Genomic DNA, 20,739 nt, shown 5'->3' on the forward strand with positions numbered 1-20,739 from the left:
TAGCTGGAGAAATGAAGCAGATCTTGGCGACCAGCGGGCCCAGGAATATCGGACTGCTCAGCGTCGGGGCCTACCGCCCCGAGCGGGTGGTCACCAACGACGAGCTCTGTCAGACCATCGACTCCTCCGACGAGTGGATCTACTCCCGGACCGGAATCAAGACCCGCCGCTTCGCCGCCCGCGACGAGTCCGCCGCGTCAATGGCGATCGAGGCGGGCCGGGAGGCGATCGCCAAGGCCGGGCTCACGGCGGCCGACATCGACGGCGTCATCGTCGCGACCAGCACCCACTTCCTGCAGACCCCGCCGTGCGCCCCCGAAGTCGCGACGGGCCTGGGTGCGACGGGCATCTCGGCGTTCGACGTCGGCGCGGGGTGCGCCGGCTTCGGCTATGCGGTGGGCATCGCGGCGGACATGATCCGGGGCGGCAGCGCAGCCAAGATGCTGGTGGTCGGGACGGAGAAGCTGTCCCCCACGATCGACATGACCGACCGCAGCAACTGCTTCATCTTCGCCGACGGGGCGGCCGCGGTGGTGGTCGGCGAGACGCCCGAGCAGGGCATCGGACCGACCGTGGCGGGCAGCGAGGGCGAACAGGTGCACGCGATCCGTCAGGACATCGACTGGATCGACTACATGGACGAGCCCACCGGTCCGCGCCCGTTCCTGCGGCTCGAGGGCAGCGCCGTGTTCCGTTGGGCGGCATTCGAGATGGGCAAGGTCGGGCGGCAGGCGATGGACGCCGCGGGCGTTCGGCCCGACGAGATCGACGTGTTCGTGCCGCATCAGGCCAACTCCCGGATCAACGAGGTGCTGGCCAAGCAACTGGAATTGCGCCCGGACGCGGTCGTCGCCAACGACATCGAGCACACCGGCAACACGTCGGCGGCTTCCATCCCCCTGGCGATGGCCGAGCTACTGGCGACCGGGGCGGCCAAGGGCGGCGACCTGGCCCTGCTGATCGGATACGGCGCGGGCCTGAGCTACGCCGCTCAGGTCGTGCGGATGCCCAACGGCTAAGACTCGTCCTCAGGTTCGTCGGCCGTTTCGGGCGTCTCGCCCCGCAGCCGCGCCTGCAGTTGTTCGCGCTCCGCGCGCCTGCGTTCGCCGGCGACCGCGAGGCTGGCCGTGGCCCGGCGGCGCAGCGGGCCGAACACCCAGATGCCCAGGGGCATCGCGATGATCAGCCCGAACAGGGCGGCGATGGCGATCGGGAACTGCGTGACCCCGAGCAACTGCGACGCCAGGTAGATCACGCCCGCGAGCACCGCCGCCAGAACGAACCGCGCGGCGGCGTACAACCCCACGTCCACGAGCAGCCGATCCCGGACACCGGCGTCGTCTGCGGCCTGGTCCTCAGTGCTGTTGTCCCTCGGGCCTTCTGACACAGGTCGAGCCTACGGCGCGCGTATATTCGTGAGAGGAGGTGTTGATGGTCTACCTGCTGATCGTCCTGGTTCTGGGGACGCTCGTCTACATCGGCTGGCGCGCGGCGCGGTCGCAGTCCCACCGGGCGAAGAGCCGGGTGATCGGACCCGACGACGACCCAGATTTCCTGCGGCGGTTAGGCCACGGGGACAACAACCCCCGCTAGACCCCGATCAGCTGACGCCCAAGTTCGGCTGGTCACCCGGAAACCCTTCGGCCACAACGGCGGCCAGCTCGATGAACGCCTCGCGAGTGTCCCGGCGCAACAGCTCGAGCGAGATCTCGGCGCCCTCGTCGAGGTGGGCGTCGTAGGGCACCAACCGCACCGCGCGGCAGCGCCGCGAGAAGTGATCGATGACCTTGCTCATGTCGACCTTGCCGGTCCGCGGCCGCACCGCGTTGATGACCGCGATGGAGTTGCGCACCAGCGCCTCGTGACCGTGCGCGTCCAGCCAGTCCAGCGTGGCCGAGGCGCTGCGGGCGCCGTCGATGGAGCCCGAGGCGACCACGATCAGCACGTCGGAGTTCTCCAGCACCGACGACATCGCCGAGTGCAGCAGCCCGGGACCACAGTCGGCCAGGACCAGGCCGTAGAACCGCTCCAGGATCTCGCACGTGCGGGTGTAGTCGTCGGCGCTGAACGCCTCCGAGATGGCGGGATCGGTTTCGGATGCGACGACCTCCAGCCCGGTCGGGCCCTTCGAGGTGTAGCGGCGGACGTCGCTGTAGCGCTCGATGGTTCCGGCGTCGTGCAGCAGCTGGCGCACGGTCGACGTTGTCTCCAGCGGGATTTTTTGGCTCAGCGTGCCGCGGTCCGGGTTGGCGTCGACGGCCACCACCCGGTCGCCGCGGATAGCGGCGAAGGTGGAGCCCAGCGTCGCGGCGATCGTGGTCTTACCGACGCCGCCCTTCAGCGACAGCAGCGCGATGCGGTAGCTGCCCCGCAGCGGCCGGTTGACCTGTGCCACCAAGTCGTTGTGGCGCGCGGCCCGGGGGCTCTCGCCCAGGTTGATCAGCCGGCCGGAGGCCAGATACAGCAACCGGCGCCAGCCCTCCGAGGGCGGCGGCTTGATCGGGCGCAGCAGCATGCCGGTCGACAGCTCCGGGTACGGCGTGTGCGGCAGGTACTCGGGGCGATACGGGGCCCGCGTCTCCTGCTGCGGCGCATCGGCGGGTCCGTTGTAGTAGGCGCCGTACGCGGTCGGGTCGACCCGTGGAATCCCGGTGACCGGGGTGGCGTCCCAGGGCGGCATGCCGGTGGCCGGACGGGCTTCCGTCGGCGGCGGCGACTCCCGCTGCTCGGGCGCCGGGACCCGACGCTCGGTGCGGAAGCCCGCGAACGCGCGCGTCGGCGCGTCTTCGCGTGCTTTGGCGGACTGCTGAGGCTCTTGCGGGCGCAGCTCCGTCGTCGGATGCTCGGGCGCCCCCACCCCGCTCGTTTGTTGGTCAGACACGTGCATTTCCCCCCTGTTTTTACTGCTCAGGTCGGTTGCTAACTGTCACCCCACGCCCGCATACGAATGCAGGCCCACCGTCACCAGATTAACGAAGAACAAATTGAAGACCATCGCCACGAAGCCCACCACGTTGATCCAGGCGGCCTTCCTGTCCCGCCATCCCGCGGTTGACCTGGCATGTAGGTATGCCGCATATACCACCCACGCGATAAACGAAACAGTTTCCTTGGGGTCCCATCCCCAGTAGCGGCCCCACGCCTCCTCGGCCCAGATCGCGCCGAAGATCACCCCGAAACCGAACACCGGGAACGCGAAGATCGTGGTGCGGTAGGCGATGCGATCCAAGGTCTGCGCGTCCGGGAACCGCTGCACGATCCGGGCCAGCGCGCCAGGTGTTTCCGGGTCGCCCAGCTTCGACGTCCGCAGCAGGAACAGGATGCTCGAAATGCCGGCGACCAGGAACACCCCCGAACCCAGGCTGACCACCGAGACGTGGATAGGCAGCCAGTAGGACTGCAGGGCGGGCATCACCGGCGCGGCGTTGGTGTAGAGCCAGCGGCCGGACACCGTGAGCAGGATCAGCACCGGCAGCAGCAGGAACACCCACAGCGGGCGGTACTGCGGGCGGCGCAGCACGACGGCCCCCGCGATCAACCCGCACATGCAGGTCAGGTTGATGAATTCGTACATGTTGCCCCAGGGCACCCGCACGGTGGCCAGGCCGCGCAGCACGATGCAGGTCAGCAGCAACCCGATGCCGAGATAGACCACGGCCAGCCCGGCCCGCCCGACGCGTTCGTCGAAGGGCCGGTGGGCGTCGTCCTCGACGATGCCGGGGGCGGCGCTGTCTGCGGTCACGGCGCCCGCGAGCACCTGAGCGCGGTTATCGGCGCGGCGGGCGCCGACGTAGGCCAGCTCGAACGCCAGCAGCAGCAGGGCGACGACCAGGGCCACCACGGCCGAGGTGAAGGCCCAGTCCGAGTAGCGCGCCAGGCCGATGTTGACGTGCAGGGTGTTCATGTGACGTCCACCTGAGAACTCCTTCTGGGCGCTGAGGTTTCGTCGCCGAGGTCGGCCAGCAGCCGCTCGGTCAGCTTCTCGAACTCGTCGCCCCACCCGGAATTGTCGGTGCGCGCCAAGCCGCCCAGCTCGACGCTCACCGTACCCGGCGCTTTGCCGGCGCGTTCAGTCACCGGAGTGAGGCGTACCCACACCCGGCGCCGCCGCACCAGCAGCGACACCAGCAACCCGCCCATCATCGTGATCGCGAAGACCAGCACCCAGACCTGGCCCGGGTCGTGGGAGACCTGCAGGTTGACGAACGGCACCGCCCCGTCGAAGCGGACGACGGTCCCGGCCGCCGGGCCCTGGTCGATCCGGACCCCCTGGCCGGCCCGCAGGTTGACCCGCTTCTCCTTGACCAGCCGGCCCTGCTCGATCAAGCGGGGGTCGAGGGTGAACAGCGACTGGGGCCGCCCGGTGTCCAGGCCGGTGTCGCCGCGGTAGATGTCGACGGCCACGGCGGGGGCGTTGAGCGCGGGGAACCGCGACGACAACAGGGCGCCGTCGAGCTGCGCGGTGGGCGCCAGCAGGCCCTGGATCGCGATCTCGTGGTTGCGGCGCTCGGCGGCATTGGGGTAGCTGCCCGCCGGCGGGTCGATGCGCGCCACCCCCGACGACAGCAGAGTCTGCGGGTTGTCGGGCCGCCACTGCACCGTCGACGTGCGTTGTTGCCCGTCCGGGAAGGTCACCGTGAAGGTGGGCGCGTAGCCGTGGCCCTGCAGATAGATCCGGTCGCCGCCGACCCGCAGCGGGTGGTTGACCTCCAGCCGGTAGGGCCGCCAGTTGTTGGCACTCAGGTCGCGGCCGGCCTGATAGTCGATGTCCGCGGCGAACGACGTGGCCTGGCCCGACGGCAGGTAGTGCGCCTGAAAGTCGTTGACCCGCACGCAAATCGGGCGCAACGACGTGCCGTCGACGGTGTTGCCGGCGCGGAAAGAGTCGAACGCCGCCGGCGACGCCGAGCAGAAGCCCGGGCCGCTGTCGGCGATGACGATGACGTTGCCCTCGTAGCCGAACAGCTTGCCGACGGCCACCGCGACCAGCAGGCCCAGCAACGAGAAGTGGAAGACGATGTTGCCGAACTCCCGCAGGTAGCCCTTCTCGGCGGAGACCTCCACCGTTTCCGAGGCGGCCTCGGTCGCTTCGTCGTGCCGAATCGCGGTGCGCCAGCCGTGCAGCCGGCCGGCGATGGTGTTGGCCACCGCGTTCAGGTCGGCATCGTCGACCAGGTCCAGCTCCGAGCTGGCGTGCTTGGGCAGCCGGCTCAGGTTGCGCGGGGCGGGCACCGGGGTGGCGCGCAGGCTGCGGGCGTGCTCGATCATCCGCGGCGTAAGGCAGCCGACCAGGGACACGAACAGCAGCACGTAGATGGCGGTGAACCAGAAGCTGGAGAACACGTCGAAGGCCTGCACCCGATCGAGCCAGGGGCCGATCGTCGGGTGGGCGGCCAGGTACTCGCCGACCTTGCCGGCGTTGAGGCTGCGCTGCGGCAACAGCGCGCCGGGTATCGCGCCGAGGGCGAGCAGACACAGCAGCACCAGCGCGGTACCCATCGACGTCAGCGCGCGCCAGGTATTGCGTGCCTTGGAAACCAACACTGCGAATGCCTGCCTGGACGCGAGCAGACGCAGAATCGCACTGGGACGGGTCTTTTCGTGCGATTCTGCGTCTGCTCGCGCTGTATCCGGCTGACTCAAATCGGCAACCTCACGTCGGACACGAACGCGTCGCGCAGCCAGGAGACGAAGTCGTTCCACACGCCGGTGACCAGCAGCACGCCCACCGCGATCAGCAGTGTGCCGCCGAAGATTTGGATGGCCCGGCTGTGCCGCCGCAGCCAGCCCAGCGCGCCGACCGCGCCCGCCGAGCCGAAGGCCAGCAGCACGAACGGGATGCCCAGGCCCAGGCAGTAGGCGACGACGAGCGCGATGCCGCGCGCGACGTTCGCGCCGTCGGTGGCCGAGGCGACGGTGATCACGCCGGTCAACGTCGGGCCCAGGCACGGCGTCCAGCCGAGCGCGAACACCGCGCCCAGCAGCGGCGCCCCCGCGACCGTCGTCAGTTGTTGGGGGCTGAACCGGACCTGACGCTGCAGGGCCGGCACGAACCCGACGAACACCAGCCCCATCACGATGGTCAGCACGCCGCCGACCCGCTGCAGCAACAGCTGGTTGGTGATCAGGGTGCTGGTCATGCCGAGCACGGCGACGGTGCCCAGCACGAACACCGTGGTGAATCCGGCGACGAACAACGCCGCCGACCCGGCGACGCGCCAGCGGGCGGCCGGCGGGGCCTTGATGGCTCCCGGCGGCGGCTGCTCATCCACGCCCACGACCGCGGCCAGATACGACAGGTAGCCGGGCACCAGCGGCACCACGCAGGGCGACGCGAACGACACCAGCCCGGCCAGCACGCACGCGCCGAGGGCCACCAGCAGTGGGCCGGCGGCGGCGAGGTGTGCGAAACCGGTCATTTGGGTTCCTGCGCCAGCTTCTGCACCAGGGGCTGCAGGTCGGGCGCCAGCAGTTCGCGCAGGAACACCGCCGCAACCCGGTGCTGGCGGTCGAGCACCAGGGTGGACGGAATGACGGTGGTGGGGTACTTGCCGCCGAAGGCGATCAGGGTGCGCATCGCCGGGTCGTAGATCGAAGGGAAGGTCACGCCGCGGTCGTTGACGAAGTCCAGGGCCGCTTGCCGGTTGTTGTCGCGGACGTCGATGCCCAGGAAGGACACCCCCGAGCCGCGGGTGGCGTCGTACACCTGCTGCAGCTGGGTCACCTCGGCGCGACACGGCCCGCACCACTGGCCCCAGACGTTGATGACGACGACGTTGCCGGCGAAGATCGGGTCGTCCAGCGACAGCGTGTGCGCGGGGTCGGCGAGGTCCGGCCCGGACAGCGTGCCGGGACGGCTGCGGCTGGCGGGCGGGTCGTAGTGCAGGTCGGTCTTTCCACCGGGCGAGACGAATTCGAACGTGCCGCCCTGCGCGACGGCATCGTGGCCACCGGAGCAGCCGGACAGCAACCCGGAGACGGCCAACACCGCCCCGGCAATCGCCAGCCGCCGGATGCTCAAGCGACCACCGGTTCGAAGTACTCGACGTCGACCAACTGGTCGCCGTCGTAGACCAGCGTCGTCACCGACGCCAGCCCGCATTCGCGCCGCCGCGGGTCGTGCCAGAGCCGCTTGCCGGTCAGGTGCAGGCGCAGCGTCCATACCGGCAGCTGATGGCTGACGCACACCACCTCGTGGCCGGCGCCACGCGCCCGCGCCTTGTCCGCCGCGGTCGCCATGCGGTCCGCGATCTCGCGGTAGGGCTCGCCCCACGACGGCGTGAACGGGTTGCGCAGCTGCCACCACACCCGCGGGTCGCGCCAGGCGCCGTCGCCGGGGCTGACGCGGCGGCCCTGGAAGAAATTGGCCGACTCGATCAGATCGGGGTCGGCGTCCACCGGCAGGTCGTGCTTGCCCGCGATGAAGGCCGCCGTCTCCTGGGCCCGCTGCAGGGGCGAGGCGATCACCGCGACGATGTCGCGGTCGGCCAACCGGTCGGCGACCGCGGCCGCTTGCGCTTTGCCCTTGTCGGACAGGCGAAATCCGGGCAGCCGGCCGTAGAGGATGCCCTCGGGGTTGTGCACCTCGCCGTGCCGCATCACGTGGACGCGGGTCTGTTCGGCCATCAGGGTCGCTCCTCGACGGCTTGGGCGGCGGCGCGGGCCGCCCCGGGCAGGGCATCGGCAATCCGGCTGAAGGCGTTGTCGTCCAACGCACTGGAGACGAACCACGCCTCGAATGCGCTGCACGGCGGGTAGACGCCGGCGTTGAGCAGGGCGTGGAAGAACGGCGGATAGCGCCACGTTTGACTGGCCCGCGCCGACACGAAGTCGGTGACCGGCGTCTCGGAGAAGAACACGCTGAGCATGTTGCCGCCCCGCGGAATCTGATGCGCCACACCGGCATTCGTCAGCGCATCGGAGAACAGGCCGGCGAGGCGGTCGGCGTTGGCGTCCAGCGCGGCGTACACGGCGTCGTCGGCCGTTCGCAGCGTGGCCAGCCCGGCGGCCACGGCCACCGGATTGCCCGACAGCGTGCCGGCCTGATAGACCGGCCCCAGCGGGGCGAGGCGCTCCATCACCTCGGCCCGGCCACCGAAGGCGGCGGCCGGCAGCCCACCGCTCATCACCTTGCCGAAGGTGAACAGGTCGGCGTCGACGGAATCGACTCCATACCAACCACTTCGACTCACCCGGAAGCCCGTCATCACCTCGTCGATGATCAGCAGCGCGCCGTGCTCGGCGGTGATGGCGCGCAGCGCGGCGTTGTAGCCGGGCGCCGGCGGGACGACGCCCATGTTGCCGGGGCTGGCCTCGGTGATCACCGCCGCGATCTGATCGCCGAACTGCGCGAAGGTTTCTGTGATGGAGTCAATGTCGTTGTAAGGCAACACGATCGTGTCGGCCGCAGCGGCCCCGGTGACGCCGGGCGTCGACGGCAGGCCCAGGGTCGCCACCCCGGATCCGGCGTCGGCGAGCAACGCGTCCACGTGGCCGTGGTAGCAGCCGGAGAACTTGATGACCTTGGCCCGGCCGGTGTACCCGCGGGCCAGGCGCACCGCGCTCATCGTGGCCTCGGTGCCGGAGTTCACCAGCCGAATCCGCTCGACCGGCGCCACCCGCTCGATGATCTCGGTGGCCAGCTGAATCTCGGCCGGGGTCGGCGCGCCGAATGACAGGCCCGAGGCGGCGGCCTTGGCGACCGCGTCGACCACGGCCGGGTGCGCGTGGCCGAGGATCATCGGTCCCCACGAGCACACCAGGTCGACGTAGCGGTTGCCGTCGGCGTCGGTGAGCCAGCAGCCGCGCGCCTCGGTGATGAAGCGCGGCGTGCCGCCGACGGCCGTGAACGCGCGGACTGGAGAGTTCACCCCGCCGGGGATCACCGCGCACGCCTCGTCGAACAGTCGTGCCGAGGTCGGTACAGCCCCCCTGGTCGCAGGGGCGGCCCGGTCAGTGCTGCCCATGCCGACTAGTGTCCCAGCCTCCGCCGATCGCTCAACTACAGGGTGTAGCAGTCACGCGTCCCGGGCGCTTGGCGGCTTCTTCGCCGGATGGCTCGGCCATGAAATGACGGTACGCCGTTTGCGCTGGATTAAGCGCCGACGCCTTGATGTCCCCCGTGGCCGAAGAGTTGGATGGGGTCATGCAACTTCCCCAGGGCCTGGCCCGGTTCAACCGGTACGTCACCAACCCCATTCAGAAGATGTGGGCCGGCTGGGCCCCGTCGTTCGCCATCATCGAGCACACCGGGCGGAAGTCCGGGAAGACCTACCGCACGCCGGTGAGCGCGTTCAATGCGACCGTCGACGGCAGGCCCGGCATCGCGGTGCTGCTGACCTACGGCCCGGACCGCGACTGGCTGAAGAATCTCAGGGCCGCGGGCGGCGGTCAGATGCGCCGCCACGGCAAGACGTTCGGCATCGCCGACGCGCGGATCGTCTCCAGGGACGAGGCGGCCGAGCTCGTCGGCGACCGCGTGCAGAAGGTGTTCGGGCGGCTGCCGTTCGAGCAGGCGGTGTTGTTCACCAAGTCCGCCTAACCGCGGCGGCGGCCCCGGGCGCAGGCGACGAAGTACAGGGCGAGCACCACCGCCCAGGACAGCAGGGACAGCCATAGCTGGCTGCGCGCCGAACGGTCGAACGCCATCTGGACCAGTACCGCGGTGATGGCGACGAGCGTGAGGATCGACAGCGTCGGGAAGAACCACATCTTCAGCCGCATCTGGTCCTCGGGTGTGCGGCGCCGCAGCACGATCTGCGACAGCGCGATCAGCCAGTAGACGAACAAGATGATGGCGCCCGAGGAGTTGAGCAGGAACAGGAACACCGTGCGGGGCGCGAGCCACGACATCAGGACGCACGCGAACCCGACCGCCGACGAGAACAGGATCGCGACGTGCGGCACGCCGCGGCCGCTGAGTTTGACCAGCCGCTGGGGCGCCTCGTTGCGCGCGGCTAGCACGAACAGCATCCGCGACGCCGTGTAGAGGCCGGAGTTCAGGCACGACAGCACCGCGGTGAGCACCACGGCGTTCATCACCTGGTCGGCGCCCGGCAGCCCCATGTGCTTGAACGCGGCGACGTACGGCGAGGCGCCCAGCTCGACGGAGTTCCACGGCAGGATCACCACGAGCAGGAAAACCGAACCAACGTAGAAGATTCCGATGCGCGCGACCACCGATCTGGTCGCCCGCTGGACGGCCAGCACGGGGTCGCGGCTCTCGGCCGCGGCGACGGTGACGATTTCGGCGCCCACCATCGAAAAGATCACCACCACGATCGCGGCGAACACCGCGGCGACGCCCTTCGGGAAGAAACCGCCCTGCGCGGTCAGGTTGGAAAACCCGCCGTGCTGCCCCGGCAGCAGCCCGAAGGCGAACGCTGCGCCGACGCCGAGGAATACCACGATCGTCGCGACTTTGATTCCGGCGAACCAGAATTCGAATTCACCGAACGACGACACCGAGAACAGGTTCGTCGCGGTCATCAGCACCATCAGGCACAGCGACAGCAGCCACAGCGGCGCGTGAAACCAATAGTTGAGGACCTTCCCGCCGGCGACCGCCTCGAACCCGACGACGATCACCCAGAAGTACCAGTACAGCCAGCCCACCGAGAAGCCCGCCCAGCCGCCGAGCGCCTTGGCCGCGTAGTCGGCGAACGACCCGGTCGACGGGTTCGCCGCCGCCATTTCGCCGAGCATCCGCATCACCAGGATCACCAGCAGGCCGCACAGGGCGTAGGTGAGGAACGCGGCGGGCCCGGTGTCTTTGATCACCACGCCGGATCCGACGAACAATCCGGCGCCGATGACGCCGCCGAGCGCGATCATGCTGAGCTGCCGCTGCGAAAGCCCTTGGCGCAGTTGAGAATCGGAACTCAGCGCCGCGCTTTGGTTGTCACCCTCGGGCCCGGGACTCGCCGGGTCCTGCGTGCGCCGCATTACCGGACGCTAGCGCACGTCGGCCTAGAAGTGCAGATCCTGGTCACGGATCAGCGCCGTGGCGATCACGCTGATGACGGCGGTGGTCACCAGATATCCGCAGGCCAGCCACGGCGCGCCATGCATGACCGCGATCAACGCCGTCAGGATCATCGGCGTGACCCCCGACGCGTAGATGCCCGATACCTGGTAGACGAACGACAGGCCGGTGTAGCGGGTGCTGGTCGGATACAGCGCGGAGTACAACGTGCCCTGCGCGCCGTAGAACAGCGCGTGGATGACGCCGAACACGACGATCATCGCCAGCCCGAACAGCACCAGCTTCCCCGTGCCGAACAACGCGAACGCCGGAAAGGTCGCCAGTCCGTAAGCGGCGATACCGGCCAGGTACACCCGCCGCGCCCCGAATCGATCGGTCAGCCGTCCCGAAACGGGCAGCAGCACCGCCATCACCAGCGCCGCGATCGTCACCACTACCAGAACCGACACGCGATGCAACCCCAGCGCTCCGGTGGCGTAGCTGATCGCGAAAACACCCCAGGTGTTGAAGGCCGAGCCCTCGGCCCATCGAGACAGCAGTCCCAGCACGGTGTTTCGCCGGGAGCGGGGCTCGCGGACGATGTCGCGGATCGGCACGGTGGACGCGGCCTGCAGATTCTGCAGCCGCTGGAACGCCGGCGTCTCGTCGACCCGCAGCCGCACCACGATGCCGATCGCGACCAGCACCAGGCTCAGCAGGAATCCGATCCGCCAGCCGTAGGACAGGAACTCCGCCGGACCCAACACCACCTGCAGGAACGCGAAAATCCCTGTGCCTAAAGCCAATCCGAGCGCCAGGCCGACCTGCGGAATGGCCCCGTACCGGCCGCGCCGGTCGCCGGGGCTGTGCTCGACGGCCAGCAGCACCGCCCCGCCCCATTCGCCGCCCAGCGCGAAGCCCTGCAACACGCGCAGCACCAGCAGCAGCACCGGCGCCCACGCCCCGATCTGCACGGCGGTCGGCAAGACGCCGATCAGCGCCGTCGCGCCGCCCATGATGAGCATCGTCAATGCGAGGCTGCGCTTGCGGCCGATCCGGTCGCCGATGTGGCCGAACACCAGGCCGCCGACGGGCCGCATGACGAACCCCACCGCGAACGTCGCGAACGCCAGCAGCGTCCCGACGAGCGAACTGGCATCGGGAAAGAACACCTTGTTGAACACCAGCCCGGCGGCGGTGGCGTAGAGGAAGAAGTCGTACCACTCGACGGTGGTGCCCAAAAGGCTTGCCGCGACGACGATGCGCAGCCGCCGGTGACGCTCGTCGTCGGTTTCGTCGTGCCCTTCCGGCGCCGCTACGGTGGCACCGGGCAACGTCGTCGCCATAGTCAGTGCGCCGACGATACGGCGAACGGCGTCGCCGCGGGGGGTTGGGCGCGGCGGGTGGGGTGCTTCCACAGCCCCTTGCGCTCGAGCAAAGGCAGCACGCCCTCACCGAACCAGTAGGCCTCTTCCAGGTGCGGGTAGCCCGACAAGATGAAGTGATCGATGCCCAATTGTGCGTATTCCGAAAGTCTTTCGGCGACCTCGGCGTGCGAGCCGACCAACGCGGTGCCCGCTCCCCCGCGGACCAGGCCGACGCCGGCCCATAGGTTCGGACCGACCAACAGCTTGCCGCTGTCGCCGCCGTGCAAACCGAGCATGCGCTGCTGCCCCTCCGACTCGCTGCGGGCCAGGCTCGCCTGCACCCGAGCGACGTCGGCCGGGTCGACGGCGGCCAGCAGCCGGTCGGCCTCGGCCCACGCCTCCTCGGCGGTGGGCCGGCTGATCACGTGAATCCGCAAGCCGTACTGCAGTTTTCGTCCGGCATCCGCCGCCAGCCCGCGCACCCAGTCCAGCTTCTCGGCGACCGCGGCCCGCGGCTCACCCCACGTCAGATAGACGTCCGAGTACTTCGCCGCGACGGGACCGGCGGATCCCGACGAGCCGCCGAAGAACACCGCGGGCGTCGGGTCGGGCGGGTTGTTCAGTTGGGCCTCCTCGACGCGGATGTGCTCGCCGGCGAACGTCACCGGCTCGCTCGACGTCCACAGCTCCCGCACTACGTGCAGGAACTCGGCGGTGCGCGCATAACGCGCCTGCTTGTCGAGGAAGTCGCCGTAGGCCCGCTGCTCGTGCGGCTCACCACCGGTGACGACGTTGAGCAGCAGCCGTCCCTCGGAGTGGCGCTGGAAGGTCCCGGCCATCTGCGCGGCCAGCGTCGGGCTCAGCATCCCCGGACGGAACGCCACCAAGAACTTCAGCGTCTCGGTGCGCTCGATCAGCATCGCCGTCGTCAACCACGCGTCCTCACACCACAATCCGGTGGGTGTGAGCACCGCCTCGAAACCGTTGTCCTCGGCGGCGGCGCAGATCTGATGCAGATACCGCAGCGTCGCGGGCCGGTCGCCGTGCATCGCAGTGCCGTGTCCGCCGGCGACCAGGTTTCGCGAATCCCCGTACGTCGGCAAAAACCAGTGAAATGCCAGGCTCATTCAATCCTCTTCCGTTCGATCGGCATGCACGAAAGCTCCATCGTGCGAAAAGTCGCCGCCGCGCACGAGGGTTGCAACCTGGCAGATTCCATCCCGGCAGACCGCCATCGCGGGGAGAAGTCACCGCTCGGTGACCGCCGCATCACAATGCCCTTCCAAACGGCGCGACGGGGTAGGAAAGCCCTAGTGGGCCGCGGCATCATGACCTTCGTGCCCGATCTGACCCGCCGCGCGGTGCTGCGAATGGGCGCCAGTGCCAGCGCTGCGGCCATGGGCGCGTGGGCACTGAGCGCCGTCGTGGATCCACTGCAGCCACAAGCCGCCCCGTTGCCCTCCCCGTTCGAGCCGTCGACCGCGAGCAGCAATCTGCCCAACAAGCTGACGGGCTCGTTCATCTCCAAAGCGCGCGGCGGCGTCAAGACCAACTGGGTGATCGCGCTGCCGCCCGGGCAGACATCGCAGAGCGGGCTGCTGCGGCCGGTGATCGCGCTGCACGGCAAGGACGGCGACGCGAACATGATGCTCGACTGCGGGGTGCCCGACGCGCTCGCCCGGCTGGTCAAGGAGGGCAAGCCGCCGTTCGCGGTGGTCGGCGTCGACGGCGGCAGCGACTCCTACTGGCACAAGCGGGCCGACGGCACCGACTCCGGTGCGATGGTCACCGACGAGCTGCTGCCGATGCTGGGCTCGATGGGCCTGGACACGTCGCGGGTGGGCCTCATGGGCTGGTCGATGGGCGGCTACGGCGCGCTGCACCTGGGCGCCAGGCTGGGGCCATCCCGCATCGCGGGGATCTGCGCGATCAGCCCGGCGCTGTACAGCTCCTACGCCGACTGCGCCCCGAAATCGTTCGACAGCGAAGAGGACTGGATGGCCAACAGCGTGATGGGCCTGCCGGCGCTGTCGCAGATCCCACTGCGGGTGGACTGCGGGACGTTCGATCGTTTCTATCCCGCGACACGCCAGTTCGTGAGCCAGCTGAAAACGCCTCCGGCAGTAAGCTTCACGGTCGGCGGCCATGACATGACGTGGTGGCGTTTGCAATTACCCGGCGAGCTCTCCTGGCTGGCGACCTAGCGAGGCATCCCAAAACGGCATGACAGTCCGGCAGGAAACCACCGCCAGCCCGCTGTCACGAGCGGGCGATAGCCCCACCCGACAAGAGCAGCGACGCGGATTCCGCCCGGACATCGAGGGTTTGCGCGCGGTCGCGGTCGTCGCCGTCGTGCTGTACCACGCGGGCATACCCGGTGTCGCGGGCGGCTTTATCGGCGTCGACGTGTTCTTCGTCATCTCCGGCTTTCTGATCACCGGATTGCTGTGGCGCGAGGTTGCCGCCACGAATACCGTTGGCCTGGGGCGCTTTTACGCCGCCCGGGCCCGCCGGTTGCTGCCCGCCGCGGCCACGGTCGGCGCCGCCACCGCGATCGCGGCCGCGTTCGTGCTGCCACCGCTGCAGGCGCGCAGCGTCTTCATGGACGGCGTCGCCAGCGCGCTGTACGCCGGCAACTACCGGTTCGCGCTGCAGGGCACCGACTACCTCGCCGCCGACCTGCCCTCGCCGTTCCAGCACTACTGGTCGCTGGGCGTCGAGGAACAGTTCTATCTGGCGTGGCCGGTGTTGATCATCGGCACCGCCTGGCTGATCGGCCGCCTGCGCCCGGGCGCGACGGCGCGGGCGCTGCCCTACGCGGTGGTCCTCGGCGTGGTCGGCGCGGCGTCGCTGGCCGCGGCCGTGGTGTGGACCCGCATCTCGCCGTCGTGGGCGTTCTTCTCGCTGCCGACCCGGGCCTGGGAGCTGGCCGTCGGTGGCCTGGTGGCGCTGTCGATCCAGCACTGGCGCCGGCTGCCACTGCTGCCCGCGGCGATCGCCGGCTGGGGCGGGCTGACGCTGATCCTGCTGACCTGCACGCAGCTGGGGCCGCACACGCCCTACCCCGGCACCTCGGCGCTACTGCCGGTGCTGGGCACCGCGCTGGTGATCGGCGGCGGCAGCGTCACCCGCGGCTTGGGGCCCGGTCGGCTGCTATGCCGGCCGGCGATGCGGGCCATCGGCCGGGTGTCGTATTCCTGGTACCTGTGGCACTGGCCGGTGCTGCTGCTGATGCCGCCGCTGCTGGGCGAGCCTTCGGGCCTGCCGGCGCGGCTGACCGCGGTGTTCGTGTCGGCCGGGCTCGCGGTGATCACCCTGCACCTGGTCGAAAATCCCGGACGCTTCGCCGCCGCCCTGCGCCGATCGGCCAAGACCAGCCTGGCCGTGGCCGGCGTCGCCAGTGGGGCCGCGGCGTGCGCCTGCCTGCTGTTGCTCATGGCGATTCCGGTACCCGCGGGCCACGGACCGGCCGCCTCGAAGGCGACGTTCGCCGCGCTGCCGAGCGCCAGCCCGCAGGGCGCCGATCCGCACGAGTCGGCCGTCGACCAGGCCTTCGCGCAGGTGCGCGAAGCGGTCGCGGCGGCCATGAGCCTGCGGGCGGTGCCGTCGAACCTGGACCCCTCGCTCGCCGACGCCCCGGCCGACAAGGCCGCCGTGTTCGTCAACGGATGCGTGCGCTCCTGGCGCGAGCTCGGGCAAAACGAGTGTGCGACGGGCGATCTCACGTCACCGACGACGGTGGCCCTGATCGGTGATTCGCATGCCGCCATGTGGAGCCCGGCGTTCGAACAGGTCGCCGAGCAACGGCACTGGCGGCTCGAGACGCTGGCCAAGGTGACGTGCCCGATCCAGGACCTGCCCATCGACAGCCCGTACCTGGGCCGCGAGTACACCGAATGCGAGCAGTGGCGCGGCCAGATCATGGCGCGTATGGCCGCCGAGCACCCACGCCTGGTGGTGCTCGACATGAGCCGGCGCTACGGCGGCGACTTCGGCTTCGTGTCCTACGACCCGGCGTGGATCGAAACCCTGGGCCGCACCGTCGCGCAGCTGCGCCGCACCGGGTCGGCCGTCCTGGTGCTCGGGCCCGCACCGGATCCGCACTCCGCGGTGCCGGCCTGCCTGTCCGGGCATCTCGACGATCCCGGCGCCTGCGCGCCGAGCCGCCCGGACGCCGTCAGCGGCGCGGGCATCGCCGCCGAACGGGCAGCGGTCACCCGCAACGGGGGCCGCTATGCGGACCTCACCGACCTGTTTTGCACTCCCGAGCGCTGCCCCGTAATCGTCGGTAACACGCTGATGTTCCGCGACGACAACCACGTCACAACTGAATACGCGCGGTTATTGGCGCCCGTAATTGGTGCACTGGCCGACAGTGCCGTCACGGCACAATAACTAAGTGATGACTTTATTGTGCGATGAACTCCGCGACACTAACGAACGTGTTAGGAAGGTAAGGGGTTTGGAGGTTTGGGGATGACTCTGTTGCTGGTCTGCCTTGCAGCGACTGCGCCGATCGTGGGGGTCGGCCTGTTGCAACTGCAGGCGCGCCTGGAGCGCTGGGATTACGAGCGCCACGCTAACGACTGACCCGCGCCAACGTTCTTAGTTGCGTGCCGGCACAGCCGGAATCTAGGCATTTGTGCTGATATTTTTGGGATGCACGCTCCCGCAAACACGAAAAGTCTTGAGGCTTAAGTTTTTTTATGCCGTGCGCGCCCGACCGTCCAGTGGCTGCCGTCCCGCTCAACTAGCGTGACAGTTGCATACCCACCAGTGGGGCAATCTTTTCCGCCAGGTAGGCGTGGCCCGCGTCGTTGGGGTGCACGCCGTCCGGGCCGATCAGGTCGGGCCGGTCGACGAACCAGCGGTCGCCGATCGGGTCGACGAACGCCGCCCCGGCGGCCCGGGCCGCGGTGTTGAGCACGTCGCGGATCTGCAGCACGGAGTCGGGCACGTCGGCCGTCGGCCACGGCGGGCCGATCACCAGAAACCTCGCCCACGGCGCGAAGCGGCGCGCCAGCGTGAACGTGTCTCGGGCCCGGTCGGCCAGCTGCATCGGATCGACGCCCTGATCGTTGCGGGAGCCGAAGAACACCACCAGGACGTCCTGGGGTTTGACGGCACGCGCGGTCAGGTCCTCGAAGACGCTGCCGTGGTCGCCGGGAACGCCGTAGCCCGCCCGGCCCTCGGCCGCGACGTCGGCGGCGATCCGAATCCCGCGCTGCGCCAGCGACTGCCAGGCCCGGGCCGTCCACGCCTTCGGTCCCATGCCGCCCTCGTCGGTGCCGGTGGTGTACGAGTCACCGACCACCGCGATGTGACTCACCCGCGAATCCAGCGTCAGCGTCTCGTATGCCCGCACGCGCGCCGGATGGTCCAGCGTCTGTGTGAGCACGCCGGCCAGCAGCGCGATACCGACGATGAACGTGGCCAGACGACTCACCACTACCTCCCCCTGTACGGCAATGTCGCAGATGGCTTTCAAATCAACGCAACCGTACGAGGATACCGACGGCTGCTGGGTGCTATCCCCGATTGCACCCTCGATGAGGCATGGGCCACAGCATGATTGGCGGGCACGGTCAGACGGTCACACCGCGCGGCTCGAAACCGCTTCCAGCCCACCGTCGATTTGGTGGACTTTCGCGTTGGCCGATTCGGCCTTGGCGGTCGCCGGCCGGACAGTGACCATCCTGCGCATCCAGCGGCGGGCGGGCTCTTCGACGAAGTGATACATCAGGCTGGAGATCGCCAGGGCGATCGCGATCAGGCCGAGGACGTTCCACTTCCAGGGGGAATCGGACTGCCACGGCGTCAGGCTGAACTGCTCGACCGCCCATCCCCACGAGGTGTGCACCAGCTCGTGCACCATGTACAGGCAGAACGAGATCTGCCCGCCGTACACCATCACCCGGGTGGACAGCAGTCTCGGCAGGCTGCCGATGCCGACGGCCAGCGCGATCACCAGCGGAACGAACAGCACGTCGACCACGCCGCTGCTGTCGTTCTCCACGACGCCGCCGATCGGATTCGCATTGAACCAGTACAGAACGCCCACCACGGCGGCCAGCAGAACCAGGGAGAGGTATCCGGCGACGCGGCGGCCGCGGTCGGTCAGCCGCAGCCGACGCACGGCGGCGCAGGCCAGCGCGCCGGCGGCGAACTGCGTGACGATCCGCGGCAGCCAGCTCCACGGTGTGTAGAAGTGCCCGCTGGAAAGCAGCAGCACCACGGGCGGCAACGAGGCCGCGACGGCCAGCCACATCAGCGTCCGCGCCCGGGTGGCCAGCTTCATCCGGAAGATCACCAACGCCATCCCACCGAACAGCAGGTACGCCAGCCATTCCGCGCTGATCGACCAGGCCGGCCCGTCCCAGCTGGTGCCGTCGAAGAACGGCTCAAACCACAACTGCACGAGCAGGACCTGGCGCACGTAGCTGATCGCGGTCAGGTCGTTGGCCTCCGGCAGCGGCACGTGACCGACGTGCAGCGACAGGATCACCAGCAGCGCGGCCAGGTGCAAGGTGACCAGGTACACCGGCCACACCCTGGCCAGCCGCAGCCACAGGAAGTGCAGCGTCTCGCGCGTCGACCAGGATCGGCCCATGCGGTCGAGGTAGTTGTAGGTCAGCACGAACCCGCTGAGGATGAAGAACAGGTCGACGCCCTGGGCGCCGCAGTTGAGCACCGGGGCGAGGTTCTCGCGGAAGTCGGTCGAGATGTCGCTGAGCATCGGCCGGAAGTGGAAGAGGACCACCCATACCGCGGCGACGATGCGCAGTCCGGTCAGGGCCTTGATTTCACCCTTGATCTCTGCGGTGCGCACGAGGCTTTTCTTTCCGTCCGGACTCTGCGGTTTCGTTCGGCTTTTAAACCCGGCTGACCGGGCAATTCAGCCCTATCGCAAGCCCCTGACCCGCAACCGGTAGCCAGAGCAGCCTAACAGCGAAAATCCCCCGCGCCGGTCAGGGCATCTGGCGTGGCACCCGGTTACGGGGCGCCCAGGTTGCCCCGCGGCCGCCCCGCGGCGCGCCGCTGCGCTTTTTAGCAAAAAAATAGACGCGGCTGTCGGTCTCCTTAACTTTGGCGGGCACCGTTAAGGGCAGGTTGGTCGGCGCCGCGTCGACCTCCGCACCGCCACGAGAGGCTGCAGATGACCATCGCGACCGCTACCCGTCAGGACAACTACGTTTTCGAGTGCAGCGGTGCCCAGGTTCGGGCGCACTGCCGTCACTTGGCGACAGTGGTGACGGTCCGCGGCGAAATCGACGCCCTCAACTTCGAGCCGGTCAGCGAGTACCTCCGCCGGTTCATCCTGGCGAGCAATCCCGTGGTGCTCGACATGAGCGACGTGGTCCACTTTGCTGCGGCCGGCATCGCGCTGTTGTCCGTGTTCGACGACGAGTGCCGCGCCGCCGGGGTGGAATGGACCTTGGTCGCCAGCCCCGCGGTCCTGGAAATGCTGGGTGAGCGCGGCGATCAGGACGACGAGATGTTCCCGGTCACCCGTTCGGTCCAGGAGGCGCTCCGCGACCTGGCCAACGCGATCGTCATCCGGCGTCAGATGGTCTTACCGCTGATCAAAAAGACGGCTTAGCGCGCCTCAGCCTGGCCACGCCGACCACGGCGAACAATCCGGCGACTATCGCCAGCACCATCGTCAGCAGCAGCAGCTGCGGGTCATAGACCAGCGACGTCGTGGACGGCTGACCGTCCGCGATGGGCCCCACGCTGCGGATTTGGCTGGCACTGGTCCAGCTCAGGCCGCACCCCACCAGCGCGATCACCGCCAGCGCGAGTTCGACCAGCGCGCGGTAGCGGCCGATCACAGTTCCGCTCCTGCGTCGTCGTCGCCATCGGTGACGTCGGAGCCGGCCGGCTCCACCCGCTCCTGAATCAACGGGGTCAGCGCGTCGCGCAGATGGCGGTGACGCTTCGCCCATGCCTGCGCGGTGCGGCCGCCGGTAAGCCGCAGGCCGATGGCGTGCCGGCCGCGCGGCACGCCGCTCAGCTCGCCGAGCGTCCGCGCAGTCTGCCACTTGGCCAGCGGCTTGTCGGACTTCGGCGAGTTCTCGGCCTCCGGATATACCCTGACGATTTCGCGCAGCAGGATCGTCTCGGTGCCCTGACGCAACGCGTCCTCGGTCAGCTCGACCGAGACGTGGATGCGCGCCGCCTTCACCTGCAGCGCGATGAACGCCGACACCATCACCAGAAAGATCGCCGGCACAACCAGGCTCACCGGGGCACCGCTCCACACCTCGATCAGGACCAACGACGCGCCCGCCGCCGGGCCGGACAGCACCCACAGCCAGCTGGCGCCGGGCTCATAGAACAGCGGCTTGGTTTTGGCGTCCGTGGTCATCGCGACCTCATCCCCTGATTGTCCCGCGGGGCCCGCCCCCG

Annotated in this window: 21 protein-coding genes; 6 read left to right on the forward strand and 15 right to left on the reverse strand. The window is 69.1% G+C overall.

Annotation, left to right across the window (positions count from 1 at the left end; all coding sequences use genetic code 11):
• Positions 1-11 precede the first annotated feature (11 nt).
• Complete coding sequence (locus MRAB57_RS04040; protein WP_077086414.1) at positions 12-1,019, forward strand: beta-ketoacyl-ACP synthase III; 1,008 nt, start codon at positions 12-14, stop codon at positions 1,017-1,019.
• Here MRAB57_RS04040 and MRAB57_RS04045 read toward each other — a convergent pair.
• Positions 1,016-1,387 carry a DUF4229 domain-containing protein gene (locus tag MRAB57_RS04045; protein ID WP_083743296.1) on the reverse strand — a complete coding sequence of 124 codons (372 nt, stop codon included), beginning with the start codon at positions 1,385-1,387 and terminating at the stop codon, positions 1,016-1,018. The two genes, MRAB57_RS04040 and MRAB57_RS04045, sit on opposite strands and share 4 nt — an antisense overlap.
• 44 nt (positions 1,388-1,431) lie before the next feature.
• Between MRAB57_RS04045 and MRAB57_RS04050 the strand changes: the two genes are divergently transcribed.
• Positions 1,432-1,593, forward strand: coding sequence for a hypothetical protein (locus MRAB57_RS04050; protein WP_108638044.1), 162 nt, complete (start codon positions 1,432-1,434; stop codon positions 1,591-1,593).
• A gap of 7 nt (positions 1,594-1,600) precedes the next feature.
• On the opposite strand, the gene MRAB57_RS04055 is transcribed toward MRAB57_RS04050, so the two are convergent.
• The 7 genes from MRAB57_RS04055 to hemL form a co-directional block, all read right to left on the reverse strand.
• Positions 1,601-2,887 (reverse strand): MinD/ParA family ATP-binding protein, encoded by a 1,287-nt coding sequence (locus tag MRAB57_RS04055; RefSeq protein WP_077086415.1) that lies wholly within the window; start codon positions 2,885-2,887, stop codon positions 1,601-1,603.
• A 39-nt stretch (positions 2,888-2,926) separates the two neighbouring features.
• Positions 2,927-3,904: a c-type cytochrome biogenesis protein CcsB gene (gene ccsB / locus MRAB57_RS04060; RefSeq protein ID WP_077086416.1), complete on the reverse strand. Its 978-nt coding sequence runs from the start codon at positions 3,902-3,904 to the stop codon at positions 2,927-2,929.
• Positions 3,901-5,499 (reverse strand): cytochrome c biogenesis protein ResB, encoded by a 1,599-nt coding sequence (locus tag MRAB57_RS04065; RefSeq protein ID WP_077090375.1) that lies wholly within the window; start codon positions 5,497-5,499, stop codon positions 3,901-3,903. The genes ccsB and MRAB57_RS04065 overlap by 4 nt, the downstream gene beginning before the upstream one ends.
• A gap of 140 nt (positions 5,500-5,639) precedes the next feature.
• Positions 5,640-6,419 (reverse strand): cytochrome c biogenesis CcdA family protein, encoded by a 780-nt coding sequence (locus MRAB57_RS04070; RefSeq protein WP_077086417.1) that lies wholly within the window; start codon positions 6,417-6,419, stop codon positions 5,640-5,642.
• Complete coding sequence (locus MRAB57_RS04075; protein WP_173813892.1) at positions 6,416-7,021, reverse strand: TlpA disulfide reductase family protein; 606 nt, start codon at positions 7,019-7,021, stop codon at positions 6,416-6,418. The genes MRAB57_RS04070 and MRAB57_RS04075 overlap by 4 nt, the downstream gene beginning before the upstream one ends.
• Positions 7,018-7,626, reverse strand: a complete 609-nt coding sequence (locus MRAB57_RS04080; RefSeq protein WP_077086418.1) for a histidine phosphatase family protein — start codon at positions 7,624-7,626, stop codon at positions 7,018-7,020. Before MRAB57_RS04080 ends, MRAB57_RS04075 begins: the two co-directional genes overlap by 4 nt.
• Complete coding sequence (gene hemL, locus MRAB57_RS04085; protein WP_077086419.1) at positions 7,626-8,966, reverse strand: glutamate-1-semialdehyde 2,1-aminomutase; 1,341 nt, start codon at positions 8,964-8,966, stop codon at positions 7,626-7,628. Before hemL ends, MRAB57_RS04080 begins: the two co-directional genes overlap by 1 nt.
• A gap of 179 nt (positions 8,967-9,145) precedes the next feature.
• Between hemL and MRAB57_RS04090 the strand changes: the two genes are divergently transcribed.
• Entirely contained in the window at positions 9,146-9,541 is a 396-nt protein-coding gene (locus MRAB57_RS04090; RefSeq protein ID WP_077090378.1) for a nitroreductase family deazaflavin-dependent oxidoreductase, read from the forward strand.
• Here the strand turns inward: MRAB57_RS04090 and MRAB57_RS04095 are convergent.
• The 3 genes from MRAB57_RS04095 to MRAB57_RS04105 form a co-directional block, all read right to left on the reverse strand.
• A complete protein-coding gene (locus MRAB57_RS04095) occupies positions 9,538-10,884 on the reverse strand; it encodes an amino acid permease (protein ID WP_077090377.1) in 1,347 nt (448 codons plus the stop codon). The genes MRAB57_RS04090 and MRAB57_RS04095 overlap by 4 nt on opposite strands.
• Before the next feature lie 84 nt (positions 10,885-10,968).
• Positions 10,969-12,309, reverse strand: a complete 1,341-nt coding sequence (locus MRAB57_RS04100) for an MFS transporter (RefSeq protein ID WP_077086420.1) — start codon at positions 12,307-12,309, stop codon at positions 10,969-10,971.
• Positions 12,310-12,311: 2 nt separating this feature from the next.
• On the reverse strand, positions 12,312-13,457 hold the full coding sequence (locus tag MRAB57_RS04105) for an LLM class flavin-dependent oxidoreductase (RefSeq protein ID WP_077086421.1): 1,146 nt from the start codon (positions 13,455-13,457) through the stop codon (positions 12,312-12,314).
• 201 nt (positions 13,458-13,658) lie between these two features.
• On the opposite strand from MRAB57_RS04105, the gene MRAB57_RS04110 reads away from it, so the two are divergent.
• The gene (locus MRAB57_RS04110) at positions 13,659-14,534 is read left to right on the forward strand and encodes an alpha/beta hydrolase (RefSeq protein WP_083743582.1); all 876 of its coding nucleotides are present in this window, start codon (positions 13,659-13,661) and stop codon (positions 14,532-14,534) included.
• A gap of 19 nt (positions 14,535-14,553) precedes the next feature.
• Positions 14,554-16,725 carry an acyltransferase family protein gene (locus MRAB57_RS04115; protein WP_077086422.1) on the forward strand — a complete coding sequence of 724 codons (2,172 nt, stop codon included), beginning with the start codon at positions 14,554-14,556 and terminating at the stop codon, positions 16,723-16,725.
• 355 nt (positions 16,726-17,080) lie between these two features.
• Here the strand turns inward: MRAB57_RS04115 and MRAB57_RS04120 are convergent, their stop codons facing one another.
• Both MRAB57_RS04120 and MRAB57_RS04125 read right to left on the reverse strand, forming a co-directional pair.
• Positions 17,081-17,776 carry an Rv0518 family GDSL lipase gene (locus MRAB57_RS04120; protein ID WP_077090380.1) on the reverse strand — a complete coding sequence of 232 codons (696 nt, stop codon included), beginning with the start codon at positions 17,774-17,776 and terminating at the stop codon, positions 17,081-17,083.
• 147 nt (positions 17,777-17,923) lie between these two features.
• Entirely contained in the window at positions 17,924-19,159 is a 1,236-nt protein-coding gene (locus MRAB57_RS04125; protein WP_077086423.1) for an acyltransferase family protein, read from the reverse strand.
• 327 nt (positions 19,160-19,486) lie between these two features.
• On the opposite strand from MRAB57_RS04125, the gene MRAB57_RS04130 reads away from it, so the two are divergent.
• Positions 19,487-19,930, forward strand: coding sequence for an STAS domain-containing protein (locus MRAB57_RS04130; RefSeq protein WP_077086424.1), 444 nt, complete (start codon positions 19,487-19,489; stop codon positions 19,928-19,930).
• Here the strand turns inward: MRAB57_RS04130 and MRAB57_RS04135 are convergent.
• Together MRAB57_RS04135 and MRAB57_RS04140 are read right to left on the reverse strand one after the other, a co-directional pair.
• Complete coding sequence (locus MRAB57_RS04135; RefSeq protein ID WP_077086425.1) at positions 19,914-20,162, reverse strand: hypothetical protein; 249 nt, start codon at positions 20,160-20,162, stop codon at positions 19,914-19,916. The genes MRAB57_RS04130 and MRAB57_RS04135 overlap by 17 nt on opposite strands.
• On the reverse strand, positions 20,159-20,698 hold the full coding sequence (locus tag MRAB57_RS04140) for a DUF3093 domain-containing protein (RefSeq protein ID WP_077086426.1): 540 nt from the start codon (positions 20,696-20,698) through the stop codon (positions 20,159-20,161). The genes MRAB57_RS04135 and MRAB57_RS04140 overlap by 4 nt, the downstream gene beginning before the upstream one ends.
• Positions 20,699-20,739 lie beyond the last annotated feature (41 nt).

Origin of the sequence: Mycobacterium rhizamassiliense (genome assembly GCF_900157375.1) — a bacterium.
Lineage (GTDB): Bacteria > Actinomycetota > Actinomycetes > Mycobacteriales > Mycobacteriaceae > Mycobacterium > Mycobacterium rhizamassiliense.

Coding starts and splice junctions, on each gene's coding strand:
- MRAB57_RS04040 (WP_077086414.1), top strand. CDS start 12: ATGAAGCAGATCTTGGCGACCAGCGGGCCCAGGAATATCGGACTGCTC.
- MRAB57_RS04050 (WP_108638044.1), top strand. CDS start 1,432: ATGGTCTACCTGCTGATCGTCCTGGTTCTGGGGACGCTCGTCTACATC.
- MRAB57_RS04055 (WP_077086415.1), bottom strand. CDS start 2,887: ATGCACGTGTCTGACCAACAAACGAGCGGGGTGGGGGCGCCCGAGCAT.
- ccsB (WP_077086416.1), bottom strand. CDS start 3,904: ATGAACACCCTGCACGTCAACATCGGCCTGGCGCGCTACTCGGACTGG.
- MRAB57_RS04065 (WP_077090375.1), bottom strand. CDS start 5,499: ATGGGTACCGCGCTGGTGCTGCTGTGTCTGCTCGCCCTCGGCGCGATA.
- MRAB57_RS04070 (WP_077086417.1), bottom strand. CDS start 6,419: ATGACCGGTTTCGCACACCTCGCCGCCGCCGGCCCACTGCTGGTGGCC.
- MRAB57_RS04080 (WP_077086418.1), bottom strand. CDS start 7,626: ATGGCCGAACAGACCCGCGTCCACGTGATGCGGCACGGCGAGGTGCAC.
- hemL (WP_077086419.1), bottom strand. CDS start 8,966: ATGGGCAGCACTGACCGGGCCGCCCCTGCGACCAGGGGGGCTGTACCG.
- MRAB57_RS04090 (WP_077090378.1), top strand. CDS start 9,146: ATGCAACTTCCCCAGGGCCTGGCCCGGTTCAACCGGTACGTCACCAAC.
- MRAB57_RS04100 (WP_077086420.1), bottom strand. CDS start 12,309: ATGGCGACGACGTTGCCCGGTGCCACCGTAGCGGCGCCGGAAGGGCAC.
- MRAB57_RS04105 (WP_077086421.1), bottom strand. CDS start 13,457: ATGAGCCTGGCATTTCACTGGTTTTTGCCGACGTACGGGGATTCGCGA.
- MRAB57_RS04110 (WP_083743582.1), top strand. CDS start 13,659: ATGACCTTCGTGCCCGATCTGACCCGCCGCGCGGTGCTGCGAATGGGC.
- MRAB57_RS04115 (WP_077086422.1), top strand. CDS start 14,554: ATGACAGTCCGGCAGGAAACCACCGCCAGCCCGCTGTCACGAGCGGGC.
- MRAB57_RS04130 (WP_077086424.1), top strand. CDS start 19,487: ATGACCATCGCGACCGCTACCCGTCAGGACAACTACGTTTTCGAGTGC.
- MRAB57_RS04140 (WP_077086426.1), bottom strand. CDS start 20,698: ATGACCACGGACGCCAAAACCAAGCCGCTGTTCTATGAGCCCGGCGCC.